The following is a 13,980-nucleotide window of genomic DNA, read 5'->3' as shown; positions in this document are numbered from 1 at the left end:
CTCCCCCCCCCCCCCTCGCCTTTCGGCCCCGGGGGGGGGGGCGGCGGGGGGGGGGGGGGGTGGGGGGGCCCGCGGGGGGGGGGGGGGGGGGGGGGCCCCCCCCCCCCCACCAGAAGGGGTGAACGGTCGTAACTTTCCGGTGCGGGTCGCGTTCGGTCGCGCTAAGAGATCATTCGCGTACGCATCGCCACAGTCGGACACGCGTCAGAGTAAGGACACTCGTCACAGGCGGTCACTCGTCACAGGCGGTCACTCGTCACGGCCGGCTCGCGCCGGGTCGCCCTGCGCCGCGCCGCGAGCTCCGGGTCGAGCGCGGGCACGGCGGCCAGGAGCTGCTGGGTGTACGGGTCCCGCGGGTTGTCGTACACCTCGTCGGACGGGCCGGACTCGACGAGCCGGCCGCGGCGCATCACCGCGACCCGGTCGCTGACCTGGCGCACGACGGCGAGGTCGTGCGCGACGAACACGAGGGCGAGCCCCAGTTCCCGCTGCAACTCGCCGAGCAGGGCGACCACCTGGGCCTGGGTGGTGACGTCCAGCGCGGACACCGGCTCGTCGCAGACGATGACCCGCGGATCGGCCGCGAGCGCCCGCGCGATGCCCACGCGCTGCCGCTGTCCGCCGCTGAACTCGTGCGGATAGCGGTCGTAGTGCGCCGCTTCGAGCCCCACACGCTCCAGCAGTTCCGTCACACGCCCCCGGATGCGCCCCTCGTCCCTCCCCCGCTCCCGATTCCGCCCGAGCAGCAAGGCCCCCTGCCCGCGCGCCCGCGCCCGCAACGGGTCGGCGATCGACTCGCCCACACTGCGGCGCGGATTGAGGGAGGAGACCGGGTCCTGGAAGACCATCTGAACGGCGGGCCGCACTCCCACGGCCGGGTGCCCCTCGTAGCGCACCTCCCCCGCCGTCGGCTCCAGGAGCCCGACGAGCATCCGCCCCAGGGTGGTCTTGCCGCTGCCGCTCTCGCCCACGATGCCGAGGGTCTCGCCCCGGCGGATCGTCACCGACACGTCGTCCACGGCGGCGAACGCCCGCTTCCCGCGCCCGAATTCGCGCCGCAGTCCCTTCGCCTCCAGGACGACCTCGCCGGTCGCGCGGGAGGGTGCGCGGGGCGCGTCCACGCGCGGGACCGCGTCCAGGAGTTCGCGGGTGTACCGCTGCGCGGGCGCCCGCAGCACGGCTTGGACGGGCCCGTGCTCGACGGCCCGCCCGTGCCGCATGACGAGGACCTCGTCGACGCTCTCGGCGGCGACGCCCACGTCGTGCGTGACGAGCAGCAGTCCCATGCCGCTCTCCGCGCGCAGCGTGTGCAGCAGGTCGAGGATCTGGGCCTGGACGGTCACGTCGAGCGCGGTCGTCGGTTCGTCGGCGATCAGCAGTTCGGGTTCGCAGGCCAGCGCCATGGCGATGAGGGCGCGCTGCCGCATGCCGCCGCTGAACTCGTGCGGACGGGAACGGGACCGCCGTACCGCGTCCGGGATTCCCACCCGGTCGAGCACCTCGACGGCACGCGCGCGTGCCGCTCGCCGTGACGCCCGCGTGTGCACGCGGTACACCTCGGCGATCTGGTCCCCGATCGCGTAGTACGGGTCGAGGGACGACAGCGGGTCCTGGAAGACCATGGCGGCCTTCCCGCCCCGCAGCCGCCGCAACTCCTCGTCGGAGGCGGCCCGTACGTCCGTCCCGGCCACGCGGACCGAGCCGTCGACCCGCGCGCCGGTGCCCCGGTGCAGGCCCAGCAGGGCCGAGGCGACCGTGGACTTGCCGGAGCCGGACTCGCCGACCAGGGCGAGCGCGGCGCCCCGCTCCAGCCGGAAGGAGAGCCCGTCGACGGCGCGCAACTCGCCGAACTCGACGGACAGGTCCCGCACCTCGACGAGGCCGGGCGAAGGGGCTTGCTGGGAGTCACTCACGTCAGTACCACCCGTCGGTCGGCCACCGCGTACAGCACGTCCGCGACGGCGTTGGCGACGACCACGAAGAAGCCGATGACCAGGACCATGCCGACGACCACCGGCAGGTCGACCACAGTGACGGCGTGGACCAGTTCCTGTCCGATTCCGGGCAGGCCGAACAGCGTCTCGGTGAGCACCGCGCCGCCGACCGCGCCGCCGAAGTTGTTGGCGTTCAGCGCGATGACGGGGGCGAACGCCCCGCGCAGCGCGTGCCGCCCGATGATCGACCGCTCGCCGACGCCGTACGCCCTGAAGGTGCGGATGTGGTCCTCGGCCAGCGTCTCCAGCATCGACGCCCTGGTCAGCCTGGCGAACGCGGCGGCCTCGATGAGGGCGAGCGAGAGCCAGGGCAGCAGCAGGTTCCACGCCCACTGTTCGGGGTCTTCGGTGAGGGCGACGTACTGCGGGAAGGGCAGCAGCTCCAGTTCGCCGCAGACGACGATCATCAGGACCAGGCCGATGACGAACACGGGCGTGGCCACGCCCGCGAGCGTGAGGCCGGTCAGGAACCGCTCGGACAGCCGGCCGCGCCGCCACGCCGACAGCACTCCGGTGCCGACGCCGAGGATCAGCCACAGCACCATGGCGCCGAACACGAGCGACAGGCTGACCGGCAGCTTCGCCAGGATGAGCCGGGTGACCTGCTGGTCGCTCTGGTACGACAGCCCGAGGCAGGGCGCCGAGCAGTGCTGGACGGAGGTGCCCGTGGAGTAGTCCTGGCCGACGACGATGCCCTGCAGGAAGTGCCAGTAGCGCACGTACAGCGGGTCGCTGAGGTGCAGTTGCTCCGCCACCTGCTGCACCTGTGCGGGCGAGCAGCGCGGGCCGCAGGTGATCTGGGCGACGTTGCCGGGGGTGACGTAGAAGACGACGTAGATGATCACCGAAATGGCGAGCAGGGTGACGACGACGCCGAGGACGCGCCGCAGGAGGAAACCGCCGAAGCCGTTCACCGTGCGCCTCCCTGGTCCGCCTTGGCCTCCTGCTTGCGGCCCGCGCCGATCCGCAGGCGTGAGGCCGCGCGGGGGTCCAGGGCGGTGCGGACACCGTCGCCCAGGACGGTCAGCGCGAGGACGGTCACGAACAGGGCGCCCGCGGGCAGCAGCAGGTACTGCGGGGCGGCCTGGTACCAGACGTCGGCGGCGGTGAGCATCTGCCCCCAGGACGGCGTCGGCGGCTTCACCCCGACGCCGAGGAAGGACAGCGACGCCTCGACGGTGATGTTGATCGGGACGAGGAGCGCGGCGTACGTGATGACCGGCGCGGCAAGGCCCGGAAGCAGCTCACGCCGGGCGATCCGCCAGGTGCCCCAGCCGCTGAGGCGGGCCGCGGAGACGTAGTCGAGTTCCTTGAGGGTGAGCGTCTGCGCGCGCACGATCTTCGCGGTGTTGCCCCAGGCGACCAGGCCGATGACCAGGGCGACCAGTACGGGGCGCGGGAAACTCGCCGGGACGATCGCAAGCAGCGCCAACGACATGATCATCAAGGGCAGGGCGACGATGATGTCGGTGATCCGGCTCAGCAGCTGATCGACCCACCGGTTCCCGAGCGCGGCGGCGACGCCCACGAGGACGCCGATGGCGACCTGCACCAGGGTCGCCGCGAGGGCCACCCCCAGGGAGACGCGCGCGCCGTACACCAGGCGCGCGAACAGGTCGCGGCCGGTCTGCGGTTCGATGCCGAGCCAGTGGTCGGCGCCGATGCCGCCGAAGGATCCGACGGGCACGCCGCCGCGCGCCGAGTCCACCAGGGACGGGTGGTAGGTGGTCGGGTCCTGGCCCTCGATCGCCGTGAGCAGCGGCGCGGCGAGCGCGACCAGGACGAGCAGCGCGACGACGACCGCCGCGACGAGGGCGGCTCGCTGCGCGCGCAGCCGCCGCCAGAACTGACGGGCCCCGGAGGCCCCCGAGACGACGATGTCCGTCCCGGGGGCCTGGGAGGCGGCAAGTGCCTCACTCATGGCGTTACTTGACCGCGACCTGCGAGATGTCCAGAACACCGGTCCAGTCGCTGATCACGATGTTCTTGACGTCCTCGCCGTAGAGCCGCTTGTAGACGGGGTGGAAGAGCGGCACGGTCAACGCCTGTTCGCCGATCTTCTTGTCGAGTGCGCCCCACCGCTTGGCGGCAGCGTCAAGATCCGTCAACTTGTTGATCGCGTCGATCTCGGTGTTGACCGACGTGTCGTCGAGGAAGCCCGTGTTGAAGTTCGCGCCGTCCCTGACGATCTGCCGGCCGTCGAAGATCGGGGCGAGGAAGGGGCCGCCGGAGGGCCAGTCGGCACCCCAGTGGGCGAGGAAGAAGCCCGGCTCGGTCTTCACGTTGTGGATCTTGTCGGAGTAGTCGTTGTCCTCCAGACCCTGCAGCTTGACCGTGATGCCGGCCTTCTTCAGCGCGTCCTGGACCGCGGTCGCGATCTCGGGGCTGGTCTCGAAGTCCTTGCTGTTGGAGTGGGTCAGGGTGACGGTGAGCCCGTTCGGGTGGCCGGCCTCCTTCAGCAGCTCCTTCGCCTTCGCCGCGTTGCCGGTCTCACCGGCCGGGAACAGGTCGTAGGGCGTGTAGCCGAAGGACTTCTGGTCGGGCAGGAAGGTCGTGGCGGGCTCGGCCAGGGCCGAGCCGCCGGCCGCGTTGATCACGGACGAGCGGTCGATGGCGTACGAGATCGCCTGCCGCACCTTGGCGTTGTCGAACGGCTTCACGTTCGGGTTGAACGCGAGGTAGTTGGTGTAGCCGAAGTGGCCGGTGCCCACACGCGCCGCCAGCTGCTTGTCGCCGGTCACCTTCGCGAGTTCCGCCGGGCCGAGGTTGGTGTCCGTGGTGACCGCGGCCGCGTCCGCCCCCTGGGACGCCGACAGCCGCTGGTTGATCACGGACGAGTCCAGCCCGGACCGTACGTCGATCTTGTCCGGGTACGCCTTGCGCTCGGCGTCCGTCGAGGCGGACCAGTTCGTGTTGCGCGCCAGGACGAGGTGTTCGCCGTCGTTCTCGTTGGTGACGACCTTGTACGGGCCGGACGAGACCGGGTGCTCCTCGTACTTCGTTCCGGTGTCCTTGCTCTTCGGGACGGGCGTGAACTGCGTCTGGGTGGCCAGGTAGGGGAACTCGCCCTCGGGCTTGTTCAGATGGAAGACGATGGTCCGCTCGTCCGGCGTCTCGATCGCCGAGAGCCCCTTCTTGTCCTTGTAGGGGCCCTGGTAGTCGGCCGCGCCGACGAGCCAGTCCCGCAGGTAGGGGGCGCCGCCGGAGAGCTCGGGGGCGAACGAGCGCTCGATGCCGTACTTGATGTCGGCGGAGGTGATCGCCGTGCCGTCCTCGTATTTCAGCCCCTTCTTCAAGGTGTACGTCCAGACGGTCGCGTTCTTGTCGGGGCGCCCGGTGTCGGTGGCGAGGTCCGGGACGACCTCGGCGCCGGCCGCGCCGTTCTCGCGGTTGCGGGTGGTGAGCGTGCGGAACACCAGGGACGGGACGTTTCCGCCGCCGGAGGTGTACAGGCGGGCCGGGTCGAAGTCCTGCTGCGGCTGGGAGTTCAGGACCGTGAGCGTGCCGCCCTTGTGGGGCGTGGAGTCCGAACCGGAGGCCTTGGCATCGTTGTCCTCGGGTCCGCAGGCGGCGGCGCCCGCTGCCAGCACCAGGCTTACGGATACCGCGGCCAGGCGGCGCGCTGTGGGGGACGGTGGACGCATCGGAGACGACCTCTCGAAAAACAACGTCTCGGATCACGAGACGGATTGACAAGGAATGAGACAGAGGTGCACAGACGTCTGCCCCGGCGTCAGGCCGTCGGAAATTCCGTGACGAAGCCGCAGAGGGAAGGAGAGTTCGCGACGCGCACGCCTGGGGCGAGGGTCAGCGACAGAGAATGTCGGCCACGCAGAGCGGGGTCACGCCGATCAGCGCCAGCTCGATGGCGGCGCGGGCGGAGGCGTGACGGGCGGACATGCGCAGCAATATGTACGACTTTTCTGCGCATGTCAACGCAGCCTCAGGGGCGCCGGTCAACTCCCGGGAAACGGCCAGGGATTGGCCTTGCAGTGGATTCCGTCGTGGTCGAGGAACTTGGTCTGCTGCTGCATGACCGGCGCGAGCTCCCCGTCCTTGGTGCAGCTGACGTGGCCGTTGCCGAGCCGGTGGCCGACCTCGTGGTTGATCAGCATCTGCCGGTACGCGTAGATCCGGTCACCGTAGGTCGTCGAGCCCTGAGCCCAGCGATACGCGTTGATCATCACGCGCTCGGTGGCGGCCGAGTCGCACGACACGTTGTCCACGGTGGTGTCCAGGTTGGACTTGGCACACCACTCGGCGGTCGTGCCGGGGCTGGCGAGCGTGATCACGAAGTCGGGCTTGCCGGAGTCGACCCGCTCGAAGGTACGGGCGCCGTCGTGGGCCCAGCTCCGGTTGTCATTGAGGGTCTTCTGGACGGCCTGCGCGAAGAGTGCGCCGTCGAGCCCGAGCCCCACCTCCACATCCACCCGGTAGGTGAACTTCTGTCCCTTGCCGGGTGCCTTGTCGACACCGGGGACCGCGTCGAACTTCCCCGAGGCCTTGAGGGTGGCACCGAGCGGGTACGTCCGGCCCATCTTCTGCGCGTACGTCAACGGCGCCGCCTCGGCCGACGGCCGCCCGCCGGCCCCCGAGGCCGAGTCGTGGGCGTCCCGTGCCCGGTCGGTGGCGCTCTGGTTCCCCAGGATGCCGCCGTCCCGCCCGTCCGCGACCTGGCCGGCCACGACGATGGCGAGCACAGTGGTGACGGCGGCGGCCGCGATGCCGGTGAAGGTCCGCCCCTTGGTCCCCTTGACCTGGGTGGGCTCGCCCGTCGGCGGCGCGTCGTCGTCCCCGCCCGCGTCGACGCCCGCGTCCTCCGGCCACGCGGTGACCGAGCCGTAGGGGTCGGAGGCGTGCACGGCGGTGCGGGCGGCGGACGCGGGGGCCTTAGGGGGGCCGGAGGCGGCGGAACGAGGGGCGAAGAGGTCGTCGTCCGCCCCGAAGGCGTCGACGTAGTCCTGACGTGGTCCCGGTCCAGGCCGTGGGGCCGGCCGCTGGCGGGGTATCACCGGCCCGGGCCCGCCCTGTCCGGCACCGGCCCGCCCGCTCGACCCGCTCCGGCCACCGCCGGTTTCGCGCTGCTCGGGATGCCCGCCACGAACCCGGGGCGCGCCCGGGGCCGTGGTGCCGTCCGCAAGCCGGGGAAACCCGTGCGCGGGCGTCCCGTCGGGGGACCTCGGGGTTCCCCGCGCGGGTGTCCCGTACGCGGGTGGCGGAACCGCAGCCCGGTTCCTGGCCCGGTTCGCAGTCCGGTCCCGGCCGCTCGTCACATCCCAGTCGTTGTCCTTGCTGTCACTGTTGCCGCCGTTGTCACCGCTGTCGCCCCTGGGGGCGCTCTCCGGGACAGGCCCACGTCGACTGTGGCGTCCCACGCCGTGCCTCAGCTCCCCGCGCCAGTTGTACTCGCCATCCCGGCGCCCCCGTCGGGGACGCCCGCCCTGCCGCCGGCGGCCTCCGTGTCCGTGAGGAGATCACGGAACGCGGCCGCCAGGGTCTCCGGGTATTCCATCATTGCCACGTGCCCCGCCTCGGGCAGGGTCAGCAGACGGGAGTCGCGGAACGCGCGGGCCGCCTTCCGCGCCATGCGGAAGCCCACGAGTTGGTCCCGGCCGCCGTAGACGAGGAGCGTCGGGGCGAGGACACGTTCGGCCTGGCGCCACAGCGCGTGCTGGCCGCCCAGGGTGTACGCGTTCACCAGTCCGCGCGCGGAGCGTGTCATCGCGTCCCAGAAGTACGGCAGGCGCAGCCGTCGCTCCATCTCCTCCACCGCGTGCCGGAAGCCCTCGGGTGTCACCTGCCCCGGGTCGCCGTAGCACAGGGCCGTGACCCCCCGGACCCGCTGCTCAGCCGTCCACTCCTTGGTGAACCGGGTGAAGAGTCCGGCCACGCCGGGCACCGCGAGCAGTCCGGTCGGCACGGCGGTGCGCTGGATCCGGAGCTCCGGCAGCGCGGGCGAGACGAGCGTGAGCGTGCGGACGAGATCGGGTCGCACCGCGGCCACCCGCGTGGAGACCGCGCCGCCGAGGGAGTTCCCCAGGAGGTGCACCGGGCCGCGCCCCGACGCGTCGAGGTAGCGGATGACCGCGCGCGCGTGCCCGCTGATCGAGTAGTCACCGTCGTCCGGCGGCGGGGAGTCGCCGAAGCCCGGCAGGTCGACGGCCTCGCTGTCGACGGTGGCCTGCAACTGCTCCATCAACGCGGACCAGTTCTGCGAGGAACCGCCCAGTCCGTGGACGCACAGGGCGGGCGGCAGACCGGCGCGCTCCGGCGGCCTCGACCGGACCGCCAGCGTGATCCCGGGCAGTCCGACCGACCTCAGGCGCTCACCGTCCGCGACCCGGACGGGCGCCACCTTGGGGAGCACATTGGCGGGCGGCACGAACGGCAGCTCGGTCGAAGACATGCGGCAATGTTACGAGACGATCACGCGGTGATTCGTGTGTTCGCCATCACAAGCTGACATGTTCACGGAACAAGCGTTCGGGCCGGCCCGGATCAATGGCATCCAGATCGCGTGTCTCCTACCCTCGTACGCAGGGCACCCGCATGTAGCCCCCTGTGTACATCAGGGACGTTCTAGGAAGGGAGCCCCCCATGACCGTCGACCCCACCGACCCCGAGACCTTCGCGGTCGAGGACATCGAGAACAACGAGGAAATCGACGTCGAGGCCCCCGAGGGCGACGCCGCCGAACAGCACACCGCCGTCCAGCCGGACCGCGACGACCCACTGACCGGCGTGGACCCCGCCCGCGGAGACGAGGCCGACCTCATCGAACAGGCCCGGGTCATCTCCCACGACGAGGACGACTACCGATGACCGCGTGGATGGCTCGCCGCTGAACAGGAGTGGTGCGCCCTGTTGCCCGGTACATCACGTTTTGAAACCTTCTGTACGGCTTTCGCCACCGTCCGGTCCGTGAAATTCTGCGCTCGCACCGCGCACACCACGGTTACCGAAAAGTACGATGGCCGCGCGGCGCACACCGCACGTGGACGACTTTGGGAGGCGGCGTGACAGCCATCGAGCAGACAGAGGCAGCACGCCCGCGAGGCACGCGCCTGCCGCGCCGTGCCCGACGGAACCAACTGCTGGGCGCCGCCCAGGAGGTTTTCGTGGCGCAGGGCTACCACTCCGCCGCGATGGACGACATCGCCGAGCGCGCCGGCGTCAGCAAGCCGGTGCTCTACCAGCACTTCCCGGGCAAGCTCGACCTGTACCTGGCGCTGCTGGACCAGCACTGCGAGTCCCTGATCCAGTCCGTACGGAACGCGCTCGCGTCGACGACCGACAACAAGCAGCGTGTCCGGGCCACCATGGACGCCTATTTCGCGTACGTCGAGGACGACGGCGGCGCCTTCCGCCTGGTCTTCGAGTCGGACCTGACCAACGAGCCCGCGGTGCGTGCTCGCGTCGACAAGGTCACCACCGAGTGCGCCGAGGCGATCAGCGAGGTCATCGCCGAGGACACCGGCCTCTCCCGCGCGGAGTCGATGCTGCTCGCGTCGGGCCTGGGGGGTCTCGCGCAGGTGGTGGCCCGTTCCTGGCTGCACAGCGACCGCAGCGTCCCGCGCGACCAGGCGGTCCAGCTGCTGACGTCCCTGGCCTGGCGGGGTATCGCGGGATTCCCGCTGCACGGCACCGACCACCACTGAGTCGCGCACGCGCCTGCGGGGGTTTTTGTTCCCACCCGTTGTTCGCTCCTGGCGTTCCGGGACGGAGCATGCACGTCCTCCCGCCGGGCTAATGTGTGCTGGTACGGCGCGGAAGGTCGCGCACTTCACTGACCGTCGGAGGGACATAGCCGTGGAGGTCAAGATCGGCGTGCAGCACGCACCCCGCGAGATCGTTCTGGAGAGCGGTCAGAGTGCCGAGGACGTCGAACGGGCGGTGGCCGAGGCTCTGTCGGGCAAGTCCCAGCTGCTGAGCCTCGTGGACGAGCACGGCCGCAAGGTCCTCGTGCCGGCCGACCGTCTCGCCTACGTCGAACTCGGCGAGCCGGCCCCCCGCAAGGTGGGATTCGGCGCGCTGTAGCACCAGCGAGTCACTCGCGCCTCGCGCGCGACGGGAGGGGCCCGGCGACCAGGTGTCGCCGAGCCCCTCCCGAATTTTCCCCCCACATATGGAGTACAAGCGGCACACAGGGGAGGATTGCATTTTGCAGGTCACGGGTAGGACGGGCTACGAACGTGACGCGCAGTGCGGCCGTGTGGGAGGGACCCCATGATGTTGTTGGAAGCGCTCGGCTCCGCTCTGCTCGGTCTGCTGCTGGCGGGGGCGGCGATCCACCGGCTGTCCCACCGCCTGCCGACCCGCTCCCTGGTCCTCGCGACCGGGGTCGCCGGAGCCCTGTTCGGCGCCTTCGTCACCCACAGCGCGCTGGACGCCGGAGGCGTTCTGCTGCCCCTGGTGGGCGCGGCCGTCGTCTCCGCCGCCTCGCTGTCGCTGCTGCTGCGCCCCGGGGGAAGACTCCGCCGCCGGTCGGCGACCGCCTGACGCGTCGCCGATCGCGGCGTGCTTCACGATCCCGGCACCCCACGGCGCGCCACGGGGCAGGCCCCGGGAACACCCGGGGCGGGGACGGAACCTGAAACGCCTAGGCGGCCAGCCCCAGCGCCGCCATCCGCTTGGTGTGGGCCTCGGTGATGCGGGAGAACATCCGGCCCACCTCGGCGAGGTCGAAGCCGTCCGCGACACCGCCCACGAGCATCGTCGACAGGGCGTCCCGGTCGGCCACCACCCGCTGGGACTGCGACAGCGCCTCGCCCATCAGCCGTCGTGCCCACAGCGCGAGCCGTCCACCGACGCGCGGTTCCGCGTCGATCGCGGCGCGCACCTTCTCCACGGCGAAGCCGGCGTGTCCGGTGTCGTCGAGGACGGCGAGCACGAGTTCCCGGGTGTCCGCGTCGAGGCGGGCGGCGACCTCGCGGTAGAAGTCACTGGCGATCGAGTCGCCGACATACGCCTTGACCAGGCCCTCCAGCCAGTCGGACGGTGCCGTCTGCTTGTGGAAGCCGTCGAGCGCGGCGACGAACGGCTCCATCGCGAGGGTCGGCTCCTCACCGATCTCCGTGAGCCGGTCGCGCAGTTTCTCGTAGTGGTGGAACTCGGCCGACGCCATCTTCGCGAGCTCCGCCTTGTCCGCCAGCGTCGGCGCCAGTTTGGCGTCCTCCGCGAGCCGCTCGAAGGCCGCCAGCTCCCCGTACGCGAGAGCACCGAGCAGGTCCACGACCGCCGCGCGGTACTGCGGATCGGCGGAGGCCCGGGACCAGTCCTGGGCGGCGACTCCGGTGACCTCGGGGGAAACGTCTGCGGGTGCGTCGGAGGTGTTGTCAGGCGTCGTCATGAAGCGCACAATAGCTGGCCCGCCGCACCACGGAAGTCCCTGGTCAATCAGTGTGACAACGGCTACGTGACCAAATCGGCCATCGCATGTGCGCGATTCCGGGGTATGGTGGTAATGCGCCCGCTGAGGACTCTGACGTATCTCGACGGGCTGCACGCATGAGGATGCCCGGTCGGTGGCCCGATCGGCTCCGACCCGACAGCCCTCCTCGTCCGTACGGCGCAATGCGTACGGAATCCGGAGGGGGACCCTCAGCGGTACGAGCGCTAGAGCGTCGGCAGTGGTCCCGTGCCATACGGCTTGCCCGTAAGGCAGTCGACGTCCCCAGCACGGTCTTGGACGACCCCCGAGCTCGCCTCGCACCGCCCACACAGAAGAGGCAGCACCCTGACTACGACCTTCCGGGAGCTCGGGATTCTTCCCGAGACCGCCGAGGCCCTCGAAGCCGTCGGCATCATCACCCCCTTCCCCATCCAGGAAATGACCCTCCCCGTCGCCCTCTCCGGCACGGATGTCATCGGCCAGGCCAAGACCGGCACCGGCAAGACGCTCGGCTTCGGCCTCCCCCTCCTTGAGCGCGTCACCGTCCCCGCCGACGTGGAGGCCGGGCGCGCCCAGCCCGAGGCCCTCACCGACGCCCCGCAGGCGCTCGTGGTCGTCCCCACCCGCGAGCTGTGCACGCAGGTCACCAACGACCTGCTGACCGCGGGCAAGGTGCGCAACGTACGCGTTCTCGCGATCTACGGCGGCCGGGCCTACGAGCCCCAGGTCGAGGCCCTCAAGCGGGGCGTCGACGTCGTCGTCGGCACTCCGGGCCGCCTGCTGGACCTCGCGGGCCAGAAGAAGCTCAACCTCAAGCACATCAAGTCGCTCGTCCTCGACGAGGCCGACGAGATGCTCGACCTGGGCTTCCTGCCCGACGTCGAGAAGATCATCAACATGCTTCCGGTCAAGCGCCAGACCATGCTGTTCTCGGCGACCATGCCGGGCGCGGTCATCGGGCTCGCCCGCCGCTACATGTCGCAGCCCACGCACATCAGCGCGACGGCGCCGGACGACGCGGGCAAGACCGTCGCGAACACCGCGCAGTTCGTCTACCGCGCGCACAACATGGACAAGCCCGAGATGGTGGCCCGCATACTGCAGGCCGACGGCCGGGGACTGGTCATGGTCTTCTGCCGTACGAAGCGCACCGCGGCCGACCTCGCCGACCAGCTCCAGCAGCGCGGCTTCGCCGCCGGCGCGGTCCACGGCGACCTGGGCCAGGGCGCTCGCGAGCAGGCCCTGCGCGCCTTCCGCAACGGCAAGGTGGACGTCCTGGTCTGCACCGACGTCGCCGCTCGCGGTATCGACGTCGAGGGCGTGACGCACGTCATCAACTACCAGTCGCCGGAAGACGAGAAGACGTACCTGCACCGCATCGGCCGCACCGGCCGCGCGGGCGCCAAGGGCATCGCGATCACGCTGGTCGACTGGGACGACATCCCGCGCTGGCAGCTCATCAACAAGGCGCTGGACCTCGGGTTCAACGACCCGCCGGAGACGTACTCGACCTCCCCGCACCTCTTCGAGGAGCTCGGCATCCCCGCGGGCACGAAGGGTGTCCTGCCGCGTACCGAGCGCACCCGCGCCGGGCTCGCCGCGGAGGAGCTGGAGGACCTCGGCGAGCCGGGCGGACGCGGTCCGCGCGGTCGCGGCGACCGCAACGGTCGCGGTGGCCAGGGCGGCCGGAGTGGCCAGGGCGGCCAGGGCGGCCGAGGTGGCCGGGGCGAGCGGGGTGAGCGCAACGCCCGGGACGAGTCCCGGTCCGCCGACGGCGAGCGTGCGGCCCGTACTCCGCGTCGTCGCCGCCGTACCCGCGGTGGTACGCCGCTGGACGCCACGGCGTCCGCCGCGGCGGCCGAGACGCTCGCGCCGGAGGAGAGCGCCACGGCGGTCTCGGCCGGAACGGCCGTTCCCACGGAGGACGCGACCGGGACAACCCGTACCCCGCGCCGTCGCCGCCGGACCCGTCAAGGCGCTCAGGGCGACGCCGTACCGGCGGCCACGGCCGTCGAAGCCGTGGCGCCCGAGGTGACCGCGGAGGCGGCCGTCGCGACGGCCGAGGGCACCCTCGCCCCGGACTCCGCGCAGGCCCCGGCGACGTCGCGTCGCCGCCGCACCCGCAAGTCCGCGGAGACGGCCGTCACTTCGGCCGAACCGGCCGCGCCGGTGACCCCGGAGACCGTCACGGACGCGGCGGTGTCCCAGGCGACGACGGTCTCGGAGCCCGAGGCGGCCGTCGAGGCCGCGGAGGCTGTGGAGACCAAGCCCCGCCGCCGGACCCGCAAGGCCACCGCGGCTCCCGCCGAGGCCGCCCTCGACACCGCGGAGGCCACGGAGGCCAAGCCGCGTCGTCGTACCCGCAAGGCCGCCGAGCCCGTAGCGGCCGTCACCGCCGAGATCCCGGCTCAGACGGCCCAGGAGCCGGAGCCCACCGAGGCGAAGCCGCGCCGGACCCGCAAGGCGGCGGCGTCGGCCGAAACCGCCGTGGACACCGCCGAGGGCACGGAGGCAGCACCCCGCCGCCGCACCCGCAAGACGGCAGAGCCCACCGCGACCGCGGACACCGGCGAAACAACCAAGCCCCGCCGCACC

13 protein-coding genes are annotated in these 13,980 nt (G+C 71.5%); 5 read left to right on the top strand and 8 right to left on the bottom strand.

Features of this window, described 5'->3' with window-relative positions:
* Positions 1 to 239: 239 nt before the first annotated feature.
* From ACFYRY_RS17185 to ACFYRY_RS17155, 7 genes are all read right to left on the bottom strand, one after another.
* Positions 240 to 1,913: a dipeptide ABC transporter ATP-binding protein gene (locus tag ACFYRY_RS17185; protein WP_389145507.1), complete on the bottom strand. Its 1,674-nt coding sequence runs from the start codon at positions 1,911 to 1,913 to the stop codon at positions 240 to 242.
* The gene (locus tag ACFYRY_RS17180; protein WP_389145504.1) at positions 1,910 to 2,908 is read right to left on the bottom strand and encodes an ABC transporter permease; all 999 of its coding nucleotides are present in this window, start codon (positions 2,906 to 2,908) and stop codon (positions 1,910 to 1,912) included. Before ACFYRY_RS17180 ends, ACFYRY_RS17185 begins: the two co-directional genes overlap by 4 nt.
* Complete coding sequence (locus tag ACFYRY_RS17175) at positions 2,905 to 3,915, bottom strand: ABC transporter permease (RefSeq protein WP_389145501.1); 1,011 nt, start codon at positions 3,913 to 3,915, stop codon at positions 2,905 to 2,907. The genes ACFYRY_RS17180 and ACFYRY_RS17175 overlap by 4 nt, the downstream gene beginning before the upstream one ends.
* Positions 3,916 to 3,919: 4 nt before the next feature.
* A complete protein-coding gene (locus ACFYRY_RS17170) occupies positions 3,920 to 5,638 on the bottom strand; it encodes an ABC transporter substrate-binding protein (RefSeq protein ID WP_389145498.1) in 1,719 nt (572 codons plus the stop codon).
* Positions 5,639 to 5,801: 163 nt separating this feature from the next.
* The gene (locus ACFYRY_RS17165; protein WP_389145495.1) at positions 5,802 to 5,894 is read right to left on the bottom strand and encodes an Ms4533A family Cys-rich leader peptide; all 93 of its coding nucleotides are present in this window, start codon (positions 5,892 to 5,894) and stop codon (positions 5,802 to 5,804) included.
* 56 nt (positions 5,895 to 5,950) lie between these two features.
* A complete protein-coding gene (locus tag ACFYRY_RS17160) occupies positions 5,951 to 7,369 on the bottom strand; it encodes a DUF3152 domain-containing protein (RefSeq protein ID WP_389145492.1) in 1,419 nt (472 codons plus the stop codon).
* An 8-nt stretch (positions 7,370 to 7,377) separates the two neighbouring features.
* Complete coding sequence (locus ACFYRY_RS17155) at positions 7,378 to 8,400, bottom strand: alpha/beta fold hydrolase (RefSeq protein WP_389145489.1); 1,023 nt, start codon at positions 8,398 to 8,400, stop codon at positions 7,378 to 7,380.
* A gap of 191 nt (positions 8,401 to 8,591) precedes the next feature.
* Between ACFYRY_RS17155 and ACFYRY_RS17150 the strand changes: the two genes are divergently transcribed.
* The 4 genes from ACFYRY_RS17150 (at position 8,592) to ACFYRY_RS17135 (ending at position 10,493) form a co-directional block, all read left to right on the top strand.
* Entirely contained in the window at positions 8,592 to 8,816 is a 225-nt protein-coding gene (locus ACFYRY_RS17150) for a hypothetical protein (RefSeq protein WP_389145486.1), read from the top strand.
* 194 nt (positions 8,817 to 9,010) lie between these two features.
* Positions 9,011 to 9,652 carry a TetR/AcrR family transcriptional regulator gene (locus ACFYRY_RS17145; RefSeq protein ID WP_389145483.1) on the top strand — a complete coding sequence of 214 codons (642 nt, stop codon included), beginning with the start codon at positions 9,011 to 9,013 and terminating at the stop codon, positions 9,650 to 9,652.
* 151 nt (positions 9,653 to 9,803) lie between these two features.
* Positions 9,804 to 10,031 carry a DUF3107 domain-containing protein gene (locus ACFYRY_RS17140; protein WP_266559804.1) on the top strand — a complete coding sequence of 76 codons (228 nt, stop codon included), beginning with the start codon at positions 9,804 to 9,806 and terminating at the stop codon, positions 10,029 to 10,031.
* 192 nt (positions 10,032 to 10,223) lie between these two features.
* A complete protein-coding gene (locus ACFYRY_RS17135) occupies positions 10,224 to 10,493 on the top strand; it encodes a hypothetical protein (RefSeq protein ID WP_389146294.1) in 270 nt (89 codons plus the stop codon).
* A 100-nt stretch (positions 10,494 to 10,593) separates the two neighbouring features.
* Here the strand turns inward: ACFYRY_RS17135 and ACFYRY_RS17130 are convergent, their stop codons facing one another.
* Positions 10,594 to 11,343 (bottom strand): ferritin-like fold-containing protein, encoded by a 750-nt coding sequence (locus ACFYRY_RS17130; protein WP_389145480.1) that lies wholly within the window; start codon positions 11,341 to 11,343, stop codon positions 10,594 to 10,596.
* 480 nt (positions 11,344 to 11,823) lie between these two features.
* On the opposite strand from ACFYRY_RS17130, the gene ACFYRY_RS17125 reads away from it, so the two are divergent.
* Positions 11,824 to 13,980, top strand: a 2,157-nt coding sequence (locus tag ACFYRY_RS17125) for a DEAD/DEAH box helicase (protein WP_389145477.1), incomplete at its 3' end; no start/stop codon positions are given.

The sequence above is a fragment of the Streptomyces sp. NPDC005263 genome (assembly GCF_042872365.1).
GTDB lineage: Bacteria > Actinomycetota > Actinomycetes > Streptomycetales > Streptomycetaceae > Streptomyces.
The sequence above is the reverse complement of the archived record's forward strand: the minus strand, read 5'-3'. Positions and strand labels throughout refer to the sequence as shown.